Source organism: Myxococcus stipitatus DSM 14675, assembly GCF_000331735.1.
Classification (GTDB): Bacteria; Myxococcota; Myxococcia; order Myxococcales; family Myxococcaceae; genus Myxococcus; species Myxococcus stipitatus.
On the sequence record NC_020126.1, the window covers coordinates 8327925 to 8349889 of the forward strand.

Genomic DNA, 21965 nt, shown 5'->3' on the forward strand with positions numbered 1-21965 from the left:
AACCTATGGCGCCTTCGAGGCGTAGAACTCCGCGACCTGCCCGCGCAGCCGGTCCACCGCCTGGATGCCGCCGCCAATGAGGTACGCGTTCATCGGGTCCAGGTAGACGACCTGCCCCTTCTTCCACGCCGTCGTCTGGTGGACCAGCTCGTTGTCGAGCACCTGCCGCGCCCCACCCGACTGCCCCATGCCCGCGTCCCTATCAATCACGAACAGCCAGTCGGGGTTCTTCTCGCGGATGAACTCCGAGCCGATGACCTCGCCATGCAGGGATGCGCTGAGCCCCGCGGCGGCCACCGGCACGCCGAAGTCACCGTGGATGACGCCGAAGCGCGAACCCGGGCCATACGCGCTGATGCGCCCACCCGTCACGAGCACCACCAGCCCCGCGCCTCGGCTCGACGTCGTCTCCTTCAGCTTCGCGATGGAGGCGCGCAGCTCCGTCACCAGCACGCGCGCCTTCTCCTCCTTGCCGAAGATGCTCGCCAGCAGCTCCGTGTTGGCGACCACCGTGTCCAGGTAGTTCACCCCTCCCATGGGCAGGTCCACCGTGGGCGCGATGCGGGACAGGTTCGCGTACTTCGCGCTGGAGCGGCCCCCCGTGATGATGAGGTCCGGGCGCGCGGAGTGGAGGGCCTCGTAGTTCGGCTCGAACAGCGTCCCCATGCGCGGATACTTCGCGTCCCCGAACGGCGCCAGGTGACCCGGGAACTGGTCTCCCGCGACGGCGAAGACGTCCACGCCCAACGCCTGGAGGATGTCCAACGCCACCAGGTCGTAGACCACGACGCGCTGGGGATTCAGCGGGACGACCGAGGTCCCCTGGCCATGCTTGACGGTGCGCCCCTCCTCGGAGGGCGCCTCCGCCACGGGGGCCGCGGCCCCCTGCGCGGGCTCCGGCGAGCGCTGGCACGCAGCAGTCAGTCCCACGACGGCCAGCACCACGGCGGCTCGCCACATCACGGAGGAGGTCAAGGAACGCCTGTCAGATGTGCTCACGTTTTCCACCACCCAGTGCCGCGGAACGACTCGGCCCCACCCGCGGACCGCGCCCTTACACCTCATTTGATTCTGCAAATCAATATCAGAGGTCAGGGAGAATCAAGGTCCCGACAGCCCCAGGGAGTGGAGGTAGGTGTTCCGCGCCTTCGTGCGTCCGTCAGTCCTGGACCCGGCCGGTGAAGTACGCCTCGCGGATGAGTCGGCCGCAGAGGATGGACTTGCCGGAGGGCGTCTGCTCCGCGGGGGTGGTGGCTGTCTGGCCCACGACGCCGAGCATGTCTTCGCGGGCGACAATCAGGTAGGTGCTCTTGTCCTTGGAGACCCAGGGGTAGAAGCCGAAGAGGCCCGCGCTGCTGAAGCCGCCGCTGTGGGCCGGGCCCTGGTCCTGCTCCACCCAGTGGGCCAGCGAGTAGCGCACGGGCTCATTCGAGAACCACGGGCTGTAGCCCACGTCGCCGCACGCGGGCGAGGCGCAGACGCTGGCCGTGCCCAGGAAGGCGCCCAGCTTCAGCCCGCCCGACATGAGGCCGCGAAGGAAGCGCGCGTACTCGGTGGCGCTCGTCTTGGCGCCGCCCGCGAGGTTGACGTTGCCGTAGGACAGGTCGAGCGGCAGCCGGCTCTCCAGTGCGGACGCCAGCGCGAGCGTGCCGGACGCCCCCAGGTTCATGGCGTAGTCGGCGTGCGCCTCGAGGTGCCCCGGCTGATAGACGAAGCGCGGAGGACTGGCCGGCGCATAGTCGACCAGCGGCCCGGTGATGTTCCGCGTCAGGTTGCAGCCATGCACGGTGGTGAGAAGGGCCTTGCAGTCGGACTCCTCCGCGGGCTCGAGCAGCGGCGTCGTGCTGGTGAAGTTGAGGAAGGGAATGTCCGCCAGGCGGGGCGCGCCGCCTCGGACCTCCAGCACGTAGGCCCCATAGAGCCACTTCGAGGCCGACGCGATGTTCATCACGCTCCCGGCCCCGGGAGCCAGCAGGCCCACCGAATCCCCGACGACCTTCCCGCCCGCGTCGCCCATCTCCCAGTAGAACGGGCGCACGTCGGCGCAGGCGTTCCGCGTGGAGCGCGCCGTCAACCTCGCCGCCTCCGGGTCACGCGCCACGGGCTGCGCCACGCTCACCGCCGCGCACAGCACCAGTCCCATCCCCACAAGTCCGTTGTTCATGCTCGAGGCCCCCATTCGAGCCGGCCATTCTTCCTTCAGCGCGGCGCGGAAGCCAATGCCCTGGGGCTCGTGCGCGGCGCGCACAGATGAAGTGCCGAGACCTCACTCGCGTCCAAGGGGTCCGCGCGGCACTCCTTCGTGCATGAGCACTCTCACCGAATCGAAGCCCCTGAGCCCCTGGAGTCTCGCCCTCCGCTCCGCCCTGGCCTCAGGGGGTGTGTTGTTGATGACGAGCATCCACCACGTCTACGGCGCCCTCCGCTACGAGACGCCCTGGCGCCTGCACATGGTCGCCGTCGCCGCCCTCACCGCGCTGGGCCTCACGGGCGCACTGCGCCTCTTCCGGGCGAGACAGGCGGGAGGACTCGGCACGGCGGCGCTGGGGCTCTTCGCGCTGCTCACGCTGGCGCTCCCCGTGGGGATGATTGGGACGTACGAGGGCCTCTACAACCACGTCCTCAAGAACCTCCTCTTCTTCGGAGGCGCGTCGCCGTCGCTGCTCCACACGCTCTTCCCGCCGCCCGTGTACGAGCTGCCGAACGACTTCTTCTTCGAGCTCACGGGGAACCTCCAGGTGGTTCCCGCCGCGCTCTCGCTCCTCTTCCTGTCGCGCCTGCTCGAGCAGTGGCTGCGCGACAGGAAGAGGCCGGCGCGGGCGTTCGGCGTGTAACCGGACGCCCCACCCGCTCAGGCCGCCTTGTTCAGCCAGGCCTCATAGGCGGCGTAGTCGTAGTCCCGCCCCAGGAAGGCATGGACCAGCCGGGCCGCGTCGTCCGAGCCGCCCGGCTCCAGCACCGCGCGGCGGTACGCCTTCGCGGGCTCCGGGGACAAGAGGCCCTTCTCCTGGAACACCGTGAAGAGGTCCTTCGCGATGACCATCGACCACATATACGTGTAGTAGTTCGACGAGTACCCCTCGAGGTGTCCGAAGGACAGGTGGAAGTACGTGTCCTCCACGTAGGGGAACGGCGTGTACTTGCCCTGGAGCTCCCGCACCAGCGCGGTGGCATCCAGCCCCTTCGGGTCCCGGCGATAGAGCTCCAGGCTGAGCGCCGCGTAGAACATCTGCTGGCGCACCCACAGCCCCTTGCCGAACTCGTCCGCGCGGCGCAGGCGCGTCACCATCTCCTCGGGGAGCAGCTCGCCCGTCTGGTAGTGCTTCGCGAACGTCCGCAGGCTGGCCGCGTCGCGCGCCCACTCCTCCAGCATCTGCGACGGCGCCTCCACGAAGTCCCACTCCGTGCGCACGCCCGACACGCCGGACCAGCGCGTGTGGCCGCCGAAGATGTGGTGCAGCAGGTGGCCGAACTCGTGGAGGAAGGTCTCCACGTCGTCGTGCTGGAGCAGCGCGGGCTCGGTGCCGGGCTTGGGGAAGTTGCACATCAGCACGCCCTCCGGCAGCCGGTGTCCGGCCTTGCCGCTGGTGAGCGTGAACTGCGCCGCGTGCTTGTACTTGTCCGCGCGCGGGTGCATGTCCAGGTAGAAGCGGCCCTTGAGCACGCCGTCCTCCAGCACGTCGTACGCCTCCACGTCGGGGTGCCACACCGTGGGGTCCTTCACCTGGCGGTAGGACACGCCGAACATGCGCGCCGTCAGGTCCAGCATCCCCTGCTTCACGCGCGAGTACTCGAAGTAGGGGCGCACCGCCTGCGAGTCGAAGGCGTACTGCTCCGCCTTGATGCGGTCCTCCAGGTACGCCTGGTCCCAGGGGTCCACGCGCACGGCGTCGGGCGTGTCCTTGCGCTTGCGCTCCAGCAGGAGCCCGTAGTCGCGCTGCATGCGCGCACCGGAGGCATTCGCGACGCGGGTGATGAAGTCCGCCGCGGCGTCCTCGTTGCGGATCATTTTGTCCTCCGTCGCATAGGCCGCGTAGTTGCGGTAGCCCAGCAACGAGGCCAGCTCGTGACGGCGCGCCACCATGCGCTGGAGCACATCCGTGTTGCTGGGGTAACCCCGCTGACGGAAGGTGCGCCACATCTGCTCTCGCGCCTTCGCATCGCGCGAGTACGTCATGAAGGGGATGATGTCCGGGTAGTCCGTGGTGATGGTCACCTTCCCGTCCGCGCCCGGGGCGTGGGCTCGGACGTAGTCGTCCGGAAGGCCGTCCAGCGCGGAGGGAGGCAGGGACACCGTGCGCGTGTCCTGGAGCATGTTGCGGCTGAACTCCTGGCCGATGCGGACCAGCTCCTCGTTCAGCTCCTTCACCCGGGCCCGCGTCGCGTCGTCCCGGTCCACGCCCGAGCGACGGAAGTCCCGCAGCACCTTCTCCATCCACTTGCGCGTCTGCGCGTCCTGGCCCGAGAGGTCCTGCGCGACGAGCACGTCGTAGACGCCCCGGTCCATGTGGATTTCGGTGGAGAGCGTCTCCACGGCCTGCTCGGCGGCCTCGGCGGCCTCGCGCATGGCCGCCTCCGGGTGCGAGTGACGCACGACGCTCGCGCGAGCCCCGGCGTTCTCGAGCGCGGCCATGGACTCGTCGTACAGCTCCAGCACCTGGCCGACGTCGAACGGGGCCGCGAGCGTCTTGAGACGGGCGATGCCAGCGCGCGTGGTCTCCATCGCGGTCTCGCCGGAGCGGCGGAACTCGTCGGGAGGACAGGTGATGAGGCGAACGGCGTCGGGAACGGGCGTTTCAGGCACGGGCGGCTCTCCTGGGCGTGCGGTCGGAATCAGTGCGGGCAAAGGTAATCCGCCCGCCGCTCGGGAGCAGCAGTGATTGAGGTGCGGCCCCTCGGGATGTCGTGCGGATTACGGCGGTCCAGCCAGGGGGACGACCCCTGGGGTTCACCACCGGGCCTCGCGGGGCCCTTGTCCAGGTCTCCGGGATGCAGGAGGCCGCGCCCGTCGCGCGCTTCGTGACGGGGCGCGGGACGCCCTCAGGGGTGCTGCGTGTCACCTTGGGACGGCTTGGCGCCGGACGTGACGGGGGCCTCGTCGCACGTTTCATTCGCGTGGCCCGGCGTCCCTCGGTCTCCTCCGGGGAGGACCTGTCGGGAGGCGCACCAGCTCGCGCCACCCTCGCGGCCCCTCCGGCTGTCGTCAGAGGCCGGGGACCGGCTCATCGAGTGCCCCGGCACCTGGGCGAAGCGCTCGTCATAGGTGAGCTCATCCATCAGCACGCCATTCACCCGAACCGTCACGCGCCCCGAAGCCTCCAGGTCCAGCGTGCTCCCGTAGGCGATGTCCGCGACCACGCCACCGTTCGTGTCACGGTCCGCGTTGCTCGCGAGGACGAAGGTGCCTCCAGGCGGCACCACCACCGCCGCGTCCTCCCCCTTGTCCACGGAGACGGAGCCCTTGGCCGCTCCCACCGCGTACATGAGGGAGAGTCCGTTGATATTGAGCAGGCGGTCGCTGACGTTGGTCAGCTCGATGTACTCGGTCGTTCCCTCGCTCGGCGCGGACATGAGCTCGGTGATGACCAGGTCGCCCTCGGCCGGCGCGGCCGCCGTGTCGCAGGCTCCCTGGAAGCACACGCCATTCAAGCCCTTGCACAGATTCTCCAGGGCCACGTACGGACACGCCGGGTCGTCCTCCCCCACCACGTAGACCACCTGGCTCACACCGGACTCCGAGCACGTCGGCGCGCGCGCCGCACAGAGGTCGTTGTTGGCGAAAGACGTCACCTGCGCCGATGCGGTCGTCAGCGTGCTGGTGTTCCCCGCTCCATCCAGCACCCTCACCGCGAAGTAATACGTCGCGCCGCTCGTGAGGGGGCCGACGAGCACTTCCTCCTGCATACCGGGCGCCTTGGGCGCATCGGTCGCCACGGGGAAGGCCGACACGAAGTTGCCCGCGTTGATGGCCGCCGAGCTGTACTTCAGCTCATAGGACGTCGCCAGACCGAGCCCCGCGTCGTCGCCCGAAGCGAGCCAGCGCAGCCGCACATGGCCCCCAGCCAGGGGCGTGGCCTCCAGCGCGGCCACCGGCGAGGGCGCGACGTTGTCGGTGACGGCCATCGCTATCGAGGCCGTGGGCACGCTCACGTTCGCCACGGAGGCGGTGAGCAGACCCGAGCCCTCCTGCTCCGCGGAGACCGTGGTGAACTCCGCCACACCCGCCACGGGCGCGATGGTGATATCGCCCGCCAGCGCGCCTCCCGTCGAAAAGGAGAGCGTCACGGACGAAGCCGCTCCCGCCACACCGTTGCCGAAGCGGTCCTCGACGGCCACACGCACGGTGGGCAACGTCTGACGGACCGAGGCTGAAACCGCGCCACTCAGGAAGCGCAAGGTCGCGGCGGGCCCAGCGACCACCGTGAGCGCGCTGGTCGCCGACACGTTGAGTCCCACGTCCGTGAAGATGGCGGACTGCGCCCCAGCCGTCTCCAACGTGTACGAGAAGGAGTGCTCACCCTGGTCCTCCGCGACGTACGTGTACGGGGACTGAGCCCCCACCGCGCCGTCCGTCGTGGTCGGCGTCACGGTGCCGCTGTAGTCCCGCGCGAGGTTACCGAACCGGTCCTTGGCGCTGACCACGAAAGCCTGAGGGACTCCCGCCGTCACGGTGGCCGTCATGGGAGACACGCTCAGCTGGGTGGCGACTCCCGCTTGAACCGAGACCGACTCCGAGTCCGTCAACGAGCCCTGCTGCGTGTCGGTGACGGACAACACCGCCGACTGCGCTTGAGCAAACGTGATGCTGAAGACATGTCTGCCCATGTCCGCTGGCGTGAAGGTGTACTCGCCAAGTCCGGTGGTTTGCGGGTCAGCCGGCAGCAAGGTGAGCGCCACCCGGCCCTGGTAGCTGGACGCGTGGTAGCCGAACTCATCCACCACCGCCACCGTGGCATCCACGGCATCTCCCGCGACGGGATTCGTCGTGGACAGCACCACCACCAGCGTCGCCGGCGGTCCAGGCGCCACACGCGTGCTCACCGTTCCAACCAGGTTACCGGCCACGTCCGATGCGGTGAGGAAGCGAGTGCCAGAGCTCCGGAACGTCACCTGGAAGGTGTGCTGTCCCGCGTCCGCGGCAGTGAAGACCTTGGGCTGCTCGGGATATGTGGCCAGGGAGTCATCCGTGGTGAAGCCCACGGAGCCGGTGTATCCCGGCACGAGGTTGTCGAAGGCGTCCAGCACGCGAAGCGTGAGCGTATGCGTGCTCTTCGAGGCGACATCCTGCGGCAAGCCCGACAGCTCCAGCCTGGCCGCGACGTCGTTCGTCACGACGACTTCCACGAAGCCCGTGAGCTGGCTGTTCCCCGTATCCGTGACCGTCAGTCGCCGAGTGCCGGCGGTGGACAGCTTCACGCCGCCAAACCCATGGCTCCCCGCGGCCGGCGCGGTGAAGGTGTAGTCGGCGGGCAGCGTATTCACCGTGGACGTCGTCGTGAAGCGCACCGTTCCCAGATAGCTCTTCGCGACGTTTCCGAAGGGGTCTTGTGCCGTCACGTTGATGTGCTGCGGATGTCCCGCGGTCACCTGCCCCGGCAGCCCCGTGATGACGAACCGTGAAGCCGCCGCCGCATCGATTCTGAAGGCATTGCTCTGCTGCGTCCGTCCACTGGCGCTGGCCTCGAAGTAATGGAGGTCCGCCGCCGTGTCGACTTGCAGGCCCGTGAAGGTGGCCACACCCGCGACGGCGGAGACCTGCCGCGGCACGAAGCCATGGCCTCCCACGAGCGACAGCGTCACCGGAGCGGTGGAGGAGGTCACCACCTGGTCTTGCGCATTCAGGAGGGACACCTCCACCGTGGCCATCGCCACGCCCGCCGTGCCATTCGCCGGCTGCACCGTGAACACCAGCCGCGCCACGTTGTTGTCCACGGTCTGCAACATCAGGCCGTCGGAGAGCGCGGCGTTGCCCTTGTTGTCCACCACCCGCAGCGCGACGTAGTACGTCGTGTTCGGAGTGAGGCCCGTGAGCTGCGCGGACGCGGGTGTGCCCGGAGCAGCGGGAGCCCCCACTCCACCCACGGGCGTGGCCGCGTTGAACTCCGCCAGGGACCGGATGGGTGCGGTGGAGTAGCGCAACTCCTGCGACGTCGCCGTGCCCTCGACTCCGTCATCTCCCACGGCCACCCAGCTCACCGTCGCCGTGTCCGGGCCCAGGGCGCCCTGCGACAGCAGGGGCTTCGCCGGCGACACGTCATCCACGATGGTGAGCGTCCCGACGGTGGTGGCATCCGCCAGCCCGCTCGCGGAGGCGCGCAGGTGGAACACCCCCTCTGACTCCACCCGCAGGTCCGTGAAGTGGACCACGCCATCCACCGGCGTGACCTCGAGCCGCCCCGAGAGCGTCCCCGACTCCGCCAGGGCCACCGTCACGCGAGGCGAGCCCACGGCGGCGGTGTTGCCGAAGCCATCCTGGATGGCCACCGTCGCGGGCGGCAGCACCGCGCGCACCGAGGCATTCGAGGGCGCCTGCGTGAACGCCATCCCCGTGGCCTCGCCCGCGAACACGCCCACGGTCCTCCGGGCAGTCAGCGTCGAGTTGCGCTCATCCGTCACGATGACGTCCTGACGTCCCGCGCGCTTGAGCGTGATGCCGGTGAAGAGGAAGCTCCCCGCGTCGCCCGAGGTGAACACGCGGGCCGCGGGCATCTGCGCCGACCCGTCCGTCGACGTCACCACCAGCGTCCCCGTGTAGTTCGTGGCCAGGTTGGAGTAGGCGTCACGCACCGTCACCCGCGCCGAGCGCTGCGCACCCGCGACGGCATCGGTCGCGAGCTCGGAGAGCTCCAGCGAGACCGGCGCGGCGGGAACCACGTTGAAGACCGCGGTCGTCGCATCCTCCACCCCCGCCGCCGAGGCCTTGAGCTGGAAGCCCGTGCCCGCCTTCTTCAGCACCACCTCCGGGAAGCGCGCCAGACCGCCGACGGGCGTCGCCGTGAGCGTGCCCTCCAACACGGCGTCCGCGGGACCCGCCGTCTTCGCCAACGTCACCTGCTCGCGCGCACCCGTGACGAGCTTCCCCGAGGCATCGACGAAGCGAACCTCCAGGCCCGCGAGGACCGAGCCCGCCGTCGAGTCACGCACCGTCCCGGAGAACAGCAGGCGCGTGGCCACCGGCGCGACGAAGGTGAACGTGGGCTGGGAGGCCAGCACCACCGCGCCACCCTCGGCGGAGACCGAGGCCGTCACGCGCTTGGTCCCCTCGCGCGTGGACGACACAGAGGCCACGGCGACGCCCCTCTCGTCGGTCGGATTCTGGGCCTGCGCTACCGTGTTGCCATCCCCGGAGACCGCCACCGTCACCGAGCGCCCCGCCAACGGCGCGCCGCTCGGGTCCTTCACCGTGACCGTGATTTCCCCTCGGTCGTCGCCATCCGCGCGCAGTGGGCGGGACGTCAGCGTCACCGTGGACGCCCTCGCATCCGGCAGGACCGCGGGCTGCCCCAGCGGCGGCGGCTTCGACTCTTCGCCGCAGCCCACCAGCAAACCCAGGCACAGGACAGCCAACCCGACGAGCCGGGATGACGGAGGAAGGCTTACAGACATGAGTCGCTCCGGGATGCGCGCCGACTTCCGGGGAGAAGTCCGGCCCACAGGGAGCCTTGTCTCTTAGCAGACCTTCCCACCTGGGAGCTGGGAGGTCGTGATGAACCCAGCCCCCAAGTCCAAGGGGCGCTACATGCCGAGGGCCGCGACGAGCGCGGCGCCGCCCAGCAGGGACTGGCCGCCGTCGCAGACCATGATGGAGCCGGTGACGAAGGACGCGGCGTCCGAGGACAGGAACAGCGCCATCCGCGCGATGTCCGCCTTGGTGCCGAAGCGCTGGAGCGGCAGCGCCTGGACCAGCTTCTGGTGCCCCTCCTCGCTGGGGGCCAGGCGGCGCATGCCCTCGGTGTCCTCGATGGGACCCGGGGTGATGGCGTTGACGCGCACCCCGGCGCCGCCCCACTCGAGCGCGAGCACGCGGGTCAGCATGTCCACGCCGGCCTTCGCCGCGCAGACATGGGCCTGCATCGCCATGGGCAGGTACGCCTGGGGCGCGGAGATGTTGATGACGGAGGCGCCGGGCTTGCGCAGGTGCTCGAAGCCCGCGCGGCAGATGTTGAAGGTGCCCAGCACGTCGATGTCCATCACGGCCTTGAAGCCGTTGGACGACATGCCCAGCGCGGGCGCGGGGAAGTTGCCGGCGGCGCCGCAGATGATGATGTCCAGCTCGCCGTATGCATCGCGCACCGTCTGGAGCGCCTTCTCCACGGAGGCGTAGTCGCGCACGTCGGCGGCCACACCCATGGCGGTGCCGTGCGCCTGGAGGCCCTTCACGGCGCCCTCGAGCTTCTCCACGTTGCGGCCATTGATGGCCACCTTGGCCCCGGCCTTCACGAACGCCTCGGCGATGCCGAGGTTGATGCCACTGCTGCCGCCCGAAATGAACGCCACCTTGCCCGCCAGCAGCCCGTCCTTGAACACGCCATCAGCCATGATTCGTCTCCTGTGGAAGCAACCGGGCGGCGAATTGAGCAGAACCCGCCGCACTGCGTCCACGGGCGAGTGAGGACCTGCGCCACGGCGGGGCCGCTGTGTTAGAGGACCGGACATGCGCCGTCGTCCTGAAATCCTCGCCCCCGCTGGAGACCTCGACTCGATGAAGGCCGCGCTGGCCAGTGGCGCGGACGCCATCTATTTCGGGCTCGACGAGGGCTTCAACGCCCGCGCCCGGGCGGAGAACTTCTCGCTCGCCCGCCTGCCAGAGACGCTCGCGCTGGTGCACCGCGCGGGGGCTCGCGCCTACCTGACGATGAACACGCTGGTGTTCGAGCCGGAGCTGGCGGTGGTGGAGGACATCCTGCGGCGCGTGGCCGCGGCGGGCGTGGACGCGCTCATCGTCCAGGACCCGGCCATCGCGCTGGTGGCTCGCGCGGTGTGTCCCGAGATGGAGGTCCATGCCTCCACGCAGATGACCATCTCCAGCGCGGAGGGCGCGCGCTTCGCTCGAGGACTCGGCGCGACTCGCGTGGTGGTGCCGCGCGAGCTGTCGGTGGCGGAGATTGGCCGACTGGCGAGCGAGACGGACATCGAGCTGGAGGTGTTCATCCACGGCGCGCTCTGCATGTCGTGGAGCGGCCAGTGCCTCACCAGCGAGGCGTGGGGTGGACGCTCGGCGAACCGGGGACAGTGCGCGCAGTCCTGCCGGCTTCCGTATGACCTGGTGGTCGATGGGCAGACCAAGGACCTGGGCGATGTGCGCTACCTGCTCAGCCCCAAGGACCTGGCGGGCGTGATGGCGGTGCCCAAGCTCATCGACATCGGCGTGCACTCGCTGAAGATTGAAGGTCGGCAGAAGGGGCCGCAGTACGTGGCCACCGCCGTCACCGGTTACCGCCGCTGGGTGGACGGGCTGGATGCGGGCAAGGCGGACGTGGGGGCGCTGCGCAAGGACCTGGCCGACATGACGCTGTCGTACAGCCGGGGCTTCTCGCATGGGTTCTTCGCGGGCTCGGACCACCAGACGCTGGTGGAGGGACGCTTCCCCAAGCACCGCGGCGCGATTCTGGGCGTGGTGGAGGCGGTGCAGGGACGCGACGTGCTCGTGGTGGAGGACCCGGAGGGACGGCCCTGGACGGGCGGGCTGGGGCAGGACGAGGCTCGCGAGGGACCCAAGGGCAAGGTGTCGTCTCCGCTGGAGGGTGATGCGCCGGTGGGAGAGGAGCTGTCGCCTCGGCCGGGCATGGGCGTGGTGTTCGATGACGGGCACCCGGAGGACAAGCACGAGGCGGGTGGGCCGCTGTTCCGCGTGGAGCGGCATGAGCGGGGCTGGGTGCTGGGCTTCGGCAATCCGGGACCGGACATGGCTCGGGTGGCGCGAGGGCAGCGCGTCTGGGTGACGAGTGATCCTTCCCTGGCGAAGCACACGGAGGAGCTGCTGGCGCAGGGCGAGCCCGATGGCCGCGTTCCGCTGGCGCTGACGGTGTCCGGGGCGGCGGGGGCGCCGCTGGTGGTGACGGGCACGGCGCGCGGGGGGCATGTGGCCACGGCGACGAGCTCGGTGATGCTGGCGGCGGCGCGCGGCGGTGGGCTGGATGCGGTGTTGCTGCAGGACAAGCTGGCGGCGCTCGGTGGTACGCCGTTCCACCTGTCGGGACTGGACACGGCGGCGCTGGGGGCGGGGCTGCACCTGCCGGTGTCGGAGCTCAAGGCGCTGCGGCGCTCGCTGGTGGTGGAGCTGACGGAGAAGGTGTCTCGCGGCCCTGTTCGCACCGTGCGCGAGGCGTCCGTGTTGGATGAGGTGCGGGGCTCGCGGCGCGAGCGCGTGGTGGCGGTGCCAGTGTCCGAGGGGGCTCGGTTGTTGCCGCTGTGCCGGACGGACGAGCAGCTCGAGGCGGTCATCGCGGCGGGGTTGCCCGAGGTGGAGCTGGATTGGATGGAGCTGGTGGGGCTCCAGCGCGCGGTGGAGCGGGCGAAGGCGGCGGGCCTGCGCGTGACGATTGCGACGGTGCGCGTGCAGAAGCCGGGGGAAGAGGGCTACGACGCGCGCATCGCGAAGCTGAAGCCGGACGCGGTGCTGGCACGACACTGGGGCGCGATGATGCACTTCCTGGAGCGCCCGTTCGCTCCCGGAGAGACGCGGCCCGCGCTGCATGGGGACTTCTCGCTCAACGTGACCAACTCCGTGACGGCGCTGCATCTGTTGGGGCTGGGGTTGGACACGCTGACCTTCGCGCATGACCTGGACGCGGTGCAGCTGGGCGCGATGTTGGAGCACCTGCCCGCCGAGCGGTTCACGGTGACGGTGCATCACCACATCTCGACGTTCCACACGGAGCACTGCGTGTACTCGCACACGCTCTCGCAGGGGCGTGACTACCGGAGCTGTGGTCGGCCGTGTGAGAAGCACCGGCTGTCGCTGCGGGACCACAAGGGGCTGGAGCACCCGGTGGTGGTGGACGTGGGCTGCCGCAACACGGTGTTCAACGCGCAGGCGCAGAGCGCGGCGTCGCTGGTGCCGTCACTGATGGCGCGTGGCGTGCGGCGGTTCCGCGTGGAGTTCGTGCGCGAGTCTCGCGAGGAGGCCACGCGGGTGCTGGGGGCCTATCAGGAGCTGCTCGCGGGCCGCATCTCTCCGGCCGAGGCCGTGCGGCGCGCGGCGGTGCACGAGCAGTTCGGCGTGACGAAGGGGACGATGCAGGTGTTGAACCCCACGTTCACCGTGCAGCGCTGACGGCGGAGCCCCAAGCCCCGGGCACGAGTCACCGCGAGGCGCCGCGCCGTCAGTGCGAGGCGCAAGCCTCGGATGCGGCCCCAGTGCCGCGGGTCATCCCGCTTCTTCGTCGGGCTCCAGCGCGGAGTCCCGGGTGACGCGCAGCACGGCGCGGAAGACGTCGTCGAGAGCCCGGGTGTTGAGTCCCGCCCGCGAGGCCCACTCTCTGCGGGCGTCGAGCATGGAGGACTCCCGCTCCGGGTCGGGGAATGGGAGTCCGTGCTCGGACTTCACGCGCGCCGCGTCCTTGACGAGCTGGGCGCGCCGGGCGAGCAGCGCCACCAGCTCCCGGTCCACGGTGTCGATGCGCTCGCGGACGTCCTTGAGTCCGGGAGGAGCGGTCTCCGCTCCGGTGCCGCGTGCGGATTCCGATGCGAGGTCGAGCCCCTCGTGGAGCTGCGTGAGGGCCTCGAGCAGGCCGACGCGGGCTTCACGTGCGTAGGGGTTCTCCGCCTGTACGACGGCGAAGAGGTGCGGAACCTCCGTGCGCGCGTACTCCTCCAGTCGGGCCACGGGATGGAAGCTGGGCGGCGCGAAGGGCAAGTCCTTCCCGACTCCCGCCTTCACGAGTCCGTGGGCCAGGAAGAACGTGAGCACATGCGTGCGCGCCATCAGCACGTCATGAGCCTCGGGAGACATCTCCGTCACCGAGCAGCCCAGCTTCTCGAAGAGCTCGCGGGTGCGTCGGACGGCCTCGGGGTGCAGCGGATTCGGGCAGACCACGGTGCGGCGGACGTCGCCGCGCGCGAGGCTGGCGGGGCCGAAGAGGGGATGCGTGCCGACCCACGGGATGTCTCGTCCCAGCACGGAGGCGAGCATGTGGACGGGACGGACCTTCACGCTCCCCACGTCGATGACGAGCTGCTCGGGGGTGAGGTGCGGCCGGAGCTCCTTCAATGCCGCGCGCATGCCCGAGACAGGCATGGCCAGCACCAGGATGGACGAGCGCGAGGCCAGCTCCTCGAGTGAGCCGGCCTGGAGCTTCGGGGGAACCTCGTCCAGCCTCGGGTCGAAGACCCGGTGCGGGAGGCTCGCCTCGGAGAGCAGCCCCGAGAGTGCTCGGCCGAAGCGGCCATAGCCCAGCACACCGATGGTCTCCTTCATTCCGCGAGGCTCCCAGGGCTCGACGTCATGGGGCGGGAATCCTCCCATCGCGAGTGCGACGGGTGGAAGGGCCTGGTGGGGAGGTCGTGCTCACCTGCCCTGGAATCGGGCGGTCCGGCGCTCGGCGAAGGCGGCGAAGGCCTCCGTGAGGTCGTGCGACTGGAGGAACGCGGAGTTCCAGACGGCGACGTAGCGCAGGCCGTCCGCCGTGGACTTGTCCGCGCAGTAGTCCATGACCTGCTTGGCGCCCTGGACGACGAGCGGCGGATTCTCCGCGATGCGCCGTGCGGTGGCGCGGGCCTGGGTGAGCATCTCCTCGGCGGAGGGGAAGACCTCATTGACGAGCCCCATGCGCAGGGCGCGCTCGGCATCCACGTCGATGCCGGTATAGGCGAGCTCGCGGGTGTGGCCTTCGCCGATGATGCGAGGCAGACGCTGGAGGGCGCCCAGGTCCGCGACGATGCCGACCTTCACCTCGCGCAGGGAGAACTTCGCGTCGCGGGCGCAGTAGCGGAAGTCACACGCGGCGATGAGGTCCATGCCACCCCCGATGCACCAGCCATGCACGGCGGCGATGTACGGCTTGCGGCTGCGAGCCAGTCCCTCGGTGGACTGCTGCATCTCACCAATCAGCTTCAGGAGCCGGGAGCGCTCCAGGGCGAGGTTGTTGTCTCCGGTGAGGAGCGGGCCCAGGGACTCCATCATCCCCATGAGGTCCAGGCCGTAGGTGAAGTGGTCGCCGTTGCCACGCACGAGCACGACGCGCACGGAGTCATCGGCATCGAGCGCGCGAATGGCCTCGGGCATCTCGCGCCAGAAGTCCGGGCCCATGGCATTGCCGCGCCCCGGGCCCAGGAGGACCAGCTCAGCAACCCCATCCGCCTTCTCGATGCGCAGCGACTTGTATCCGGCGTCCATGACAGCCCTCCCTCAGCGAACCTCGAGTTCGCGAAACATCACTCCATCCAGCGCGAGCCGCTTCGCAGTCTCCACGAAGCGCTCGCTCACGATAAGCGTCGCCCAGCCTTCACTGTGCCGAAAGACATCGACGTTCTCCGGAAGCGAACTCGCATCCAGGACGACGTGCTTCGGCCAATCGAGGGTCCGCCGTCCGCACGAGCCACACGGCGCTCCCCACACCTGTGCCCGAGTGTCCGGATGAAGCCGCCCGTGAAGCTCCAACTGGAGCTGCAGCAGTTCGGGTGGGTTCGACCCCCTGAAGCGAGTCGCCACCGGGCAGGCCTGAAGCCCTTTCACCCCCGCGGCCTGAAGCTGCGCCAAGGCCTCTCGCCGCAAGAAGAGCGCGGACGCATCCTGCATGAAGAGCGCACCAAAACTCCCGCTCCCCTTCCCGACGCAAGGACCGAACTGTGCCCCCGGCTCCAGCAAGGCCCAGGGAGGAGCCAACGCCCTCACCTGCTCGCGCAACCGCGTGAACTCCTCGACCGGCACCGGCCACGGATCCTTCAACTTCCGCAGCACTTGAGCGGGCAGGCGGGACAGGTCGACGCACGGATAGGCCAGCCACGGAGCGCCCCCCCCGAGCCGGCACTTCGGACACGGCTCCACGCCGGGCAAGCACCACGTGCTCGCCCCATCGAGGCGCCCCGTGTACCCAAGCGATGTGTCCTCATCGACCTTGTAGAACTTCAAGGAACCTCTCTCCGCCCCACGCCCCTCTCAGGGGGCACGAAGCTGCGGCATCGCATTGAACGGCGCCAGCGGCGCATTGTAGGGCACCACCGGCCCTGTCAGCTCGAAGCGGAAGATGAGCTCGACGGCCTTTCGGTGAAGCTCCTCGCGCGAGACGAACCCACCCTGCTTGCTGTCCCGATAGTCGCGCCATGCCTGGTTCCACAAACCGCCGCGCCCGGTGCCACTGTGGAGCTGCCGGTGGATGTGCTCGGGGATGAGCAGGGTGAACTTGTGGATGTCCACTCCGTTGGCCCGGAACCATCGCGCAAGCTCTGGCTGCTGCGGAAACAGGTGGTGATGCACCAGCTTCCCAGGTTCGCGAGGCAGCGCGGGAACGAAGCCCTCCCGATAGCGGAAGTGGAACGTCATCCGAGGCCGGGCACCGCCTCGGATGCCCATGCTCCTCCAGTTCCGAAAGGCAGGTGGCGCTCGCGGAGGAGGACGCATGGCCCGGACGTGCTCGACCCGGGGCACCACCGGCGCGGACGTCAGCGCCTCTGGCTCCACATCCTCGCAGCCGAACAGGCCGCAGTCGCCCCCATCACACGCGAGGACGACACACTCCCCTTCATCCGCGTACTCGCATGAACCAACAGCCAGGGACTCGCCCCGCACGTGCACTGGGGAAGCACAGCCCCACAGCAGAACAGCGAGGAGCAGACACCCACGCAGTGGCATGCCGCGGACTGTAGCCCCGGAGAGCGCTCCCCGGGGCTCACTTCACCAGGCCCGCGCCTGGGTCAGCCGAACTCCACCACCTTCATGCCGAACAGGCGGTCCACCGCGAGCAGCAGGTCGTCATGCACCTGCACCTTGATGGAGGTGTTTCCAATGAGCGCCTCGGCCTCGCCGGGGAACAGCACGCTGACCGCCACGGGCGTGGCCCCCGCGTACTTCTTCGCCAGCTCGTTCAGCTTCGCCACCCGGTCCTCCGTCAAGAGGTCCGCTGGCACGCGCAGCTCCAGCCGCTTCGTGCGCTTCTCGCGCACCTCCTTCAGGCTCTGGATGTCGTCCACGATGAGCTCCGGCGTGGGCGAGTCCTCGTCGCGCTGGCTGATCTGCACCGTCCCCGTCACCAGAATCGGGTCGTCCGACTTCAGCAGGTGCTCCCAGTTCTCGAACCCCGGCTTGGGCCCCTGCTTCGTCCACTTCCCGTTCGCCCCCATCACGCTGCGCGTCCCCTCCTTGCCCGGGAAGCACACCAGCTCGATGGAGCCCGACAGGTCTTCGATCGTCACCCACGCCATGCGCTTGCCCGTCTTCGTGGGCCGCTCGCGCAACACCGTGACGACCCCCGCCACCGTGAGCTTGTCGTCCTTGCGCGCACGCTGCACCGCCGTAATCGGCTTCGCGTAGCGCTTGAGCTCCTTGTCGTACTGATGCAGCGGATGGCCGGACACGTAGAAGCCGATGGCCTCCTTCTCCAGCGCCAGCCGCTCCTTCTCCGACCACTCCTCCACCACGACGTAGTCGTCCTTCAGCCCCGCCCCACCCGCCGCCGGACCCGCCAACATCCCGAACAACGAGCTCTGCCCCGCCGCCTTGTCCTTCTGGCTGGCCGAGCCCCGGTTCATCGCCTTCTCGATGGTGTCGAAAATCTGCCGGCGCGGCCGCTTCTCGAAGTCGAACGAGCCCGCCTTCACCAGCGCTTCCAACACCTTCCGGTTCACCCGGCGGCTGTCCACCCGCTCGCAGAAGTCGAACAGGCTCTTGAAGTGTCCGTCCTTGCGCGCATCCAGGATGGACTCGATGGCGCCCTCACCCACGCCCTTGATGCCGCCCAACCCGAAGCGAATCTTCCCGTCCACCGCGCCGAACTGCAGGTCCGACTGATTCACGTCCGGCGGCAACACCTGGAGGCCCGACTCGCGCGCCTCACCGATGTGCTTCACCACCTTGTCCGTGTTGTCCTTCTCGCTGGAGAGAAGGGCCGCCATGAACTCGCACGGGTAATGCGCCTTCAGCCAGGCCGTGTGAATCGTGACCAGGCCGTACGCCGCCGAGTGGCTCTTGTTGAAGCCGTACTCCGCGAACTTCTCCATCAAGTCGAAGATTTCACCGGCGACCTTCAGGTCGACGTTGTTCTTCGCGCAGCCCTCGAGGAAGCCGGCCCGCTCGGCCTGCATGACCTCGGCCTTCTTCTTGCCCATCGCGCGGCGAAGCAGGTCTGCGCGGCCCAGGGTGTAGCCCCCCAGGACCTGCGAAATCTGCATCACCTGCTCCTGGTACACGATGACGCCGTACGTGTCCTTGAGCACCGGCTCCAGCGCGGGGTGCGGATACGACACCTTCTCGCGCCCGTGCTTGCGGTTGATGAACACGTCCACCATGCCGGAGTCCAGCGGACCCGGGCGGTAGAGCGCGCCGGCGGCGATGACGTCTTCGAAGCAGGACGGCTTGAGCTTCACGACCATTTCCGTGAAGCCACTCGACTCCATCTGGAAGACGCCGGCCGTGTCGCCCTTGGCCATCAGCTCCCAGACCTTGTCGTCGTTCAGCGGAATCTCGTGCCGCGGGATGTCCTTGCCGTGGTTGCGCTTCACCAGATCCAGCCCGTGCTGAATCACCGTGAGCGTCTTCAGGCCGAGGAAGTCGAACTTCACCAGGCCCGCCGCCTCCACCTCGTCCTTCGCGAACTGGGTGATGAGCGTCTTCTCACCCGGCGGCTGGTAGACGGGCACGAACTCCCACAGCGGCTTGTCTGCAATCACGACACCGGCCGCGTGCATGCCCGGCTGACGGTGCAACCCCTCCAGCGCCAGCGCGATTTCGAGCACGTCCTTCGTGGTGACGGGCTTGCCCTCCACGTCGCCGATGTTGGACGGCTTCTCCATCATCTCCTTGAGGCGAGGCTCCATCTCGATGGCCTCCTTCAAGGTGATGTTGAGCACCTCCGGCACCAGCTTCGCGATGCGGTCGCCTTCGCTGAACGGCAGCGCGAACACGCGGCACACGTCGCGCAGCACGCTCTTGGCCTTCAGCGAGCCGAACGTGATGATCTGCCCCACGTTCATCTCGCCGTACTTGCGGCCCACGTACTGGATGACCTCGTCCCGCCGGTCCTGGCAGAAGTCGATATCGAAGTCGGGCATCGACACGCGCTCCGGATTCAGGAAGCGCTCGAAGAGGAGGTTGTACGGGATGGGGTCCACGTCCGTGATTCGCAGCGCGTACGCCACCAGGCTGCCGGCGCCGGAGCCACGGCCCGGGCCCACGGGGATGCCCATCTTCTTCGCCCAGTTGATGAAGTCCTGGACGATGAGGAAGTAGCCGCTGAACCCCATCTTCTGGATGACGCCCAGCTCCAGCGTCAGGCGCGCCTGGTACACCTCGCGGTCGATGGGATAGGTGACGGTGGCCCCGAGCTCGATGAAGCGCTCGCGAAGCCCCTCGTAGGCCAGCTCCGACATGAAGCTGTCCGGCGTGTGGCTGTCGGGCACCTTGAAGGTGGGAAGCATGGGCTTGCCCAGCTTCAGCTCCAGGTTGCACTGCTCCGCGATGCGCTGGGTGTTGTGGACCGCCTCGGGCGTGTCCTTGAAGAACTCCAGCATCTCCGTGGGGCTGGTGACGTAGAGCTTGTCCGTGGCGTGCTTCAGGCGCTTGTTGTCCGCCAGCGTCTTGCCGCTGGCGATGCACATGAGCAGCTCGTGCGCGCGCGCGTCCTCGCGCTTGATGTAGTGCGCGTCCGCCGTGGCGCACAGCGGGATGTCCAAGTCCCGCGACAGCTGCATCAGGTTCTCGTTCGCCTTGTCCTGCTCCGGCATCCCGTTGGACTGCACCTCCAGGAAGAAGTGCCCGGGGTCGAAGATGTCCTTGTACTCCTGGGCCGCGCGGCGGGCGTGGTCCATGTCGCCGCGGAAGCAGGCGCTCGTCACCTCGCCACCCAGGCAGGCGGTGAGCGCGAAGAGGCCCTTGCTGTGCTCGGCGAGCACCTTCTTGTCGATGCGCGGGTGGTAGTAGAAGCCCTGCATGTACGCCATCGACGAGAGGTAGCGCAGGTTGGCGTAGCCCTCCGCGTTCTTCGCCACCAGGATGAGGTGGTGGGAGACCTTCTCGGAGCGGTCCTCACGCCCCTTGGGCCCCGCGACGTACGCCTCCATGCCGAGGATGGGCTTGATGCCCGCGTCCTTCGCCTTCTTGTAGAAGTCGATGGCGCCGAACATGTTGCCGTGGTCCGTCACGGCGACACTCGTCATCCCCTTCTCCTTCACCGTCTTGATGAGGTCCTTCATCCGGATGGCCCCGTCGAGCAGGGAATAGAGGGTGTGAAGGTGCAGGTGGGTAAAGGACATGGTGACCGAGTATGTGGCCCTCAAGCCCTGCTCGCCAGTCCAGTGTGAGCCGTTCCGCCGAAGGGACAGCGGCCGTCCTCACCTCGGGGCTTCACACTTCTTCACCACGGGTACAAACCCGCGAAATCACCGGCGGGCACAAAGGGGAACATCGCCCCCGTGGCGAGTCCCAGGCGCCCCAGTTCGGGGCCCGATTCGGAGAAAGCCCCATGAAGAAGAAGCTCGCCATCGCTGGTTCCGCCGTCGTCGCCGTCGTCCTGCTCAGTGGCTTCGCCTTCCGCGGAGGCCATGGCCCTTGCCCCAACCCCGAGCGCATCAAGCAGGTGGTGACGTGGAAGCTCGACGACAAGCTGGAGGACCTCGACGCGACGGACGCGCAGCGCGAGTCCATCCACGCCGTGAAGGACCGCCTCTTCACGGAGGGCGTGCAGCTGGCTCAGGAGCAGCACGCGACGCGCTCGGAGGTCGTCACGCAGCTCGAGTCCGACACGCCGGACGCGCAGGCCCTCCACGCGCTGGTGGATGCGCGCATCGAGGCGCTGCGTGCGTTCGCCCACAAGGCGACGGACGCCGTGCTGGAGGTCCACGGCACGCTGACGCCCGAGCAGCGCAAGACGCTGGCCTCCGAGTACAAGGAGCGCATGGGCCTGGAGTGAGAGGCCCCGCATGAGCGCGTCCCCCACTCAACGCCTACCCCTACTCCCGGGTGGGAATGGGTAGGCATCCGAGGAGGGCACGCATAGTTTGGGGGGGTGAGATACAGCGACTACGCCCGACTCATCCGCTCCCATGAAAGCCTTGGCGAACTGGCCGAGTACGGCCAGGTGCTCGAGGGGGGCCAGCCCTACCCCCTCTTCCGTCTCACCGTGCCGGGAGAGCGTTGGCTGGTCATCACCTCCGGCTTCCACGGTGAGGAGCCCGCGGGCCCCATCACGCTGGCCACGCACCTGCCCGACGTCGTCGCGTACGCGAAGCAGCGCGGCGTGGGGCTGCGTGTGTATCCGTGCATCAACCCCTCGGGCTTCGAGGATGGCACCCGCTACAACCGCAGCGGGGAGAAGCCCAACAACGACTTCCTCCGCTACGAGGTCGCCCCCGGTGAGTGGCGCGGCGAGCTCAACGAGGGCCAGGACCACCTGCGCTGGGCCCTCTATGACGGCGGGCCCAAGGAGACGCGCGCGGTGCGCTCCGACCTGGCGCGCTTCCGGCCTCCCGACGCCGCGCTGGACATCCACCAGGACAACTACCTGGGCGGCACCGCGACGTATGCGTACACCTTCGGGGACAAGTCGGCTTATCGGCCCTTCATGGACGCCGCGACCCGGCACGTCACGGTGATACGCAACCAGAAGGTCGACGACCACAACATCACCGACCCGGACGGCCTCATCGAGTACCACGATGGCAGCGTCACCGACTGGTACATGCGCCAGGGCGTGCCCTACACCGCCGCGCTGGAGACCACCACGCCCACGTCCCAGGAGAGCTGCGACGCGGTGAACCTCCTCTGGGTCCGAGGCTTCATCGACCTGGCGGCGCGCGGCAAGCGCTGACGACGC

Annotated in this window: 14 protein-coding genes; 4 read left to right on the plus strand and 10 right to left on the minus strand. The window is 68.7% G+C overall.

Annotated elements, in window-relative coordinates; translation table 11 throughout:
* Window positions 1–3: 3 nt before the first annotated feature.
* Together MYSTI_RS31975 and MYSTI_RS31980 are read right to left on the minus strand one after the other, a co-directional pair.
* Complete coding sequence (locus MYSTI_RS31975; protein WP_015351964.1) at window positions 4–960, minus strand: siderophore ABC transporter substrate-binding protein; 957 nt, start codon at window positions 958–960, stop codon at window positions 4–6.
* Window positions 961–1159: 199 nt separating this feature from the next.
* A complete protein-coding gene (locus tag MYSTI_RS31980) occupies window positions 1160–2164 on the minus strand; it encodes a hypothetical protein (RefSeq protein ID WP_015351965.1) in 1005 nt (334 codons plus the stop codon).
* Between the two features lie 142 nt (window positions 2165–2306).
* On the opposite strand from MYSTI_RS31980, the gene MYSTI_RS31985 reads away from it, so the two are divergent.
* Window positions 2307–2834 carry a hypothetical protein gene (locus MYSTI_RS31985; RefSeq protein WP_144370190.1) on the plus strand — a complete coding sequence of 176 codons (528 nt, stop codon included), beginning with the start codon at window positions 2307–2309 and terminating at the stop codon, window positions 2832–2834.
* A 17-nt stretch (window positions 2835–2851) separates the two neighbouring features.
* On the opposite strand, the gene MYSTI_RS31990 is transcribed toward MYSTI_RS31985, so the two are convergent.
* The 3 genes from MYSTI_RS31990 to MYSTI_RS32000 all read right to left on the minus strand — a co-directional run bounded on the left by MYSTI_RS31990 (window position 2852) and on the right by MYSTI_RS32000 (window position 10539).
* Entirely contained in the window at window positions 2852–4804 is a 1953-nt protein-coding gene (locus tag MYSTI_RS31990; RefSeq protein WP_015351967.1) for a M3 family metallopeptidase, read from the minus strand.
* Between the two features lie 236 nt (window positions 4805–5040).
* The gene (locus MYSTI_RS31995) at window positions 5041–9606 is read right to left on the minus strand and encodes an Ig-like domain-containing protein (RefSeq protein ID WP_015351968.1); all 4566 of its coding nucleotides are present in this window, start codon (window positions 9604–9606) and stop codon (window positions 5041–5043) included.
* A 129-nt stretch (window positions 9607–9735) separates the two neighbouring features.
* Window positions 9736–10539 (minus strand): SDR family oxidoreductase, encoded by an 804-nt coding sequence (locus tag MYSTI_RS32000; protein ID WP_015351969.1) that lies wholly within the window; start codon window positions 10537–10539, stop codon window positions 9736–9738.
* A gap of 115 nt (window positions 10540–10654) precedes the next feature.
* Between MYSTI_RS32000 and MYSTI_RS32005 the strand changes: the two genes are divergently transcribed.
* Complete coding sequence (locus MYSTI_RS32005) at window positions 10655–13276, plus strand: U32 family peptidase (protein ID WP_015351970.1); 2622 nt, start codon at window positions 10655–10657, stop codon at window positions 13274–13276.
* 93 nt (window positions 13277–13369) lie between these two features.
* Here the strand turns inward: MYSTI_RS32005 and MYSTI_RS32010 are convergent, their stop codons facing one another.
* The 5 genes from MYSTI_RS32010 to dnaE all read right to left on the minus strand — a co-directional run bounded on the left by MYSTI_RS32010 (window position 13370) and on the right by dnaE (window position 20406).
* Window positions 13370–14419, minus strand: a complete 1050-nt coding sequence (locus MYSTI_RS32010; RefSeq protein ID WP_015351971.1) for a prephenate dehydrogenase/arogenate dehydrogenase family protein — start codon at window positions 14417–14419, stop codon at window positions 13370–13372.
* Window positions 14420–14509: 90 nt separating this feature from the next.
* Complete coding sequence (locus MYSTI_RS32015; protein ID WP_015351972.1) at window positions 14510–15337, minus strand: crotonase/enoyl-CoA hydratase family protein; 828 nt, start codon at window positions 15335–15337, stop codon at window positions 14510–14512.
* A 12-nt stretch (window positions 15338–15349) separates the two neighbouring features.
* A complete protein-coding gene (sitI6, locus tag MYSTI_RS32020) occupies window positions 15350–16072 on the minus strand; it encodes a SitI6 family double-CXXCG motif immunity protein (protein ID WP_015351973.1) in 723 nt (240 codons plus the stop codon).
* Window positions 16073–16099: 27 nt separating this feature from the next.
* The gene (sitA6, locus tag MYSTI_RS32025; protein ID WP_015351974.1) at window positions 16100–16792 is read right to left on the minus strand and encodes a SitA6 family polymorphic toxin lipoprotein; all 693 of its coding nucleotides are present in this window, start codon (window positions 16790–16792) and stop codon (window positions 16100–16102) included.
* Window positions 16793–16854: 62 nt separating this feature from the next.
* Window positions 16855–20406, minus strand: a complete 3552-nt coding sequence (gene dnaE / locus MYSTI_RS32030) for a DNA polymerase III subunit alpha (protein ID WP_015351975.1) — start codon at window positions 20404–20406, stop codon at window positions 16855–16857.
* Window positions 20407–20615: 209 nt separating this feature from the next.
* Between dnaE and MYSTI_RS32035 the strand changes: the two genes are divergently transcribed.
* Complete coding sequence (locus MYSTI_RS32035; protein WP_015351976.1) at window positions 20616–21062, plus strand: Spy/CpxP family protein refolding chaperone; 447 nt, start codon at window positions 20616–20618, stop codon at window positions 21060–21062.
* Window positions 21063–21158: 96 nt separating this feature from the next.
* Window positions 21159–21959 (plus strand): M14 family metallopeptidase, encoded by an 801-nt coding sequence (locus tag MYSTI_RS32040; RefSeq protein ID WP_015351977.1) that lies wholly within the window; start codon window positions 21159–21161, stop codon window positions 21957–21959.
* Window positions 21960–21965: the final 6 nt, after the last annotated feature.

Coding starts and splice junctions, on each gene's coding strand:
- MYSTI_RS32015 (WP_015351972.1), bottom strand. CDS start 15,337: ATGGACGCCGGATACAAGTCGCTGCGCATCGAGAAGGCGGATGGGGTT.
- MYSTI_RS32035 (WP_015351976.1), top strand. CDS start 20,616: ATGAAGAAGAAGCTCGCCATCGCTGGTTCCGCCGTCGTCGCCGTCGTC.
- MYSTI_RS31975 (WP_015351964.1), bottom strand. CDS start 960: ATGTGGCGAGCCGCCGTGGTGCTGGCCGTCGTGGGACTGACTGCTGCG.
- sitA6 (WP_015351974.1), bottom strand. CDS start 16,792: ATGCCACTGCGTGGGTGTCTGCTCCTCGCTGTTCTGCTGTGGGGCTGT.
- MYSTI_RS32005 (WP_015351970.1), top strand. CDS start 10,655: ATGCGCCGTCGTCCTGAAATCCTCGCCCCCGCTGGAGACCTCGACTCG.
- MYSTI_RS32000 (WP_015351969.1), bottom strand. CDS start 10,539: ATGGCTGATGGCGTGTTCAAGGACGGGCTGCTGGCGGGCAAGGTGGCG.
- MYSTI_RS31980 (WP_015351965.1), bottom strand. CDS start 2,164: ATGAACAACGGACTTGTGGGGATGGGACTGGTGCTGTGCGCGGCGGTG.
- MYSTI_RS32010 (WP_015351971.1), bottom strand. CDS start 14,419: ATGAAGGAGACCATCGGTGTGCTGGGCTATGGCCGCTTCGGCCGAGCA.
- dnaE (WP_015351975.1), bottom strand. CDS start 20,406: ATGTCCTTTACCCACCTGCACCTTCACACCCTCTATTCCCTGCTCGAC.
- MYSTI_RS31995 (WP_015351968.1), bottom strand. CDS start 9,606: ATGTCTGTAAGCCTTCCTCCGTCATCCCGGCTCGTCGGGTTGGCTGTC.
- MYSTI_RS31985 (WP_144370190.1), top strand. CDS start 2,307: ATGAGCACTCTCACCGAATCGAAGCCCCTGAGCCCCTGGAGTCTCGCC.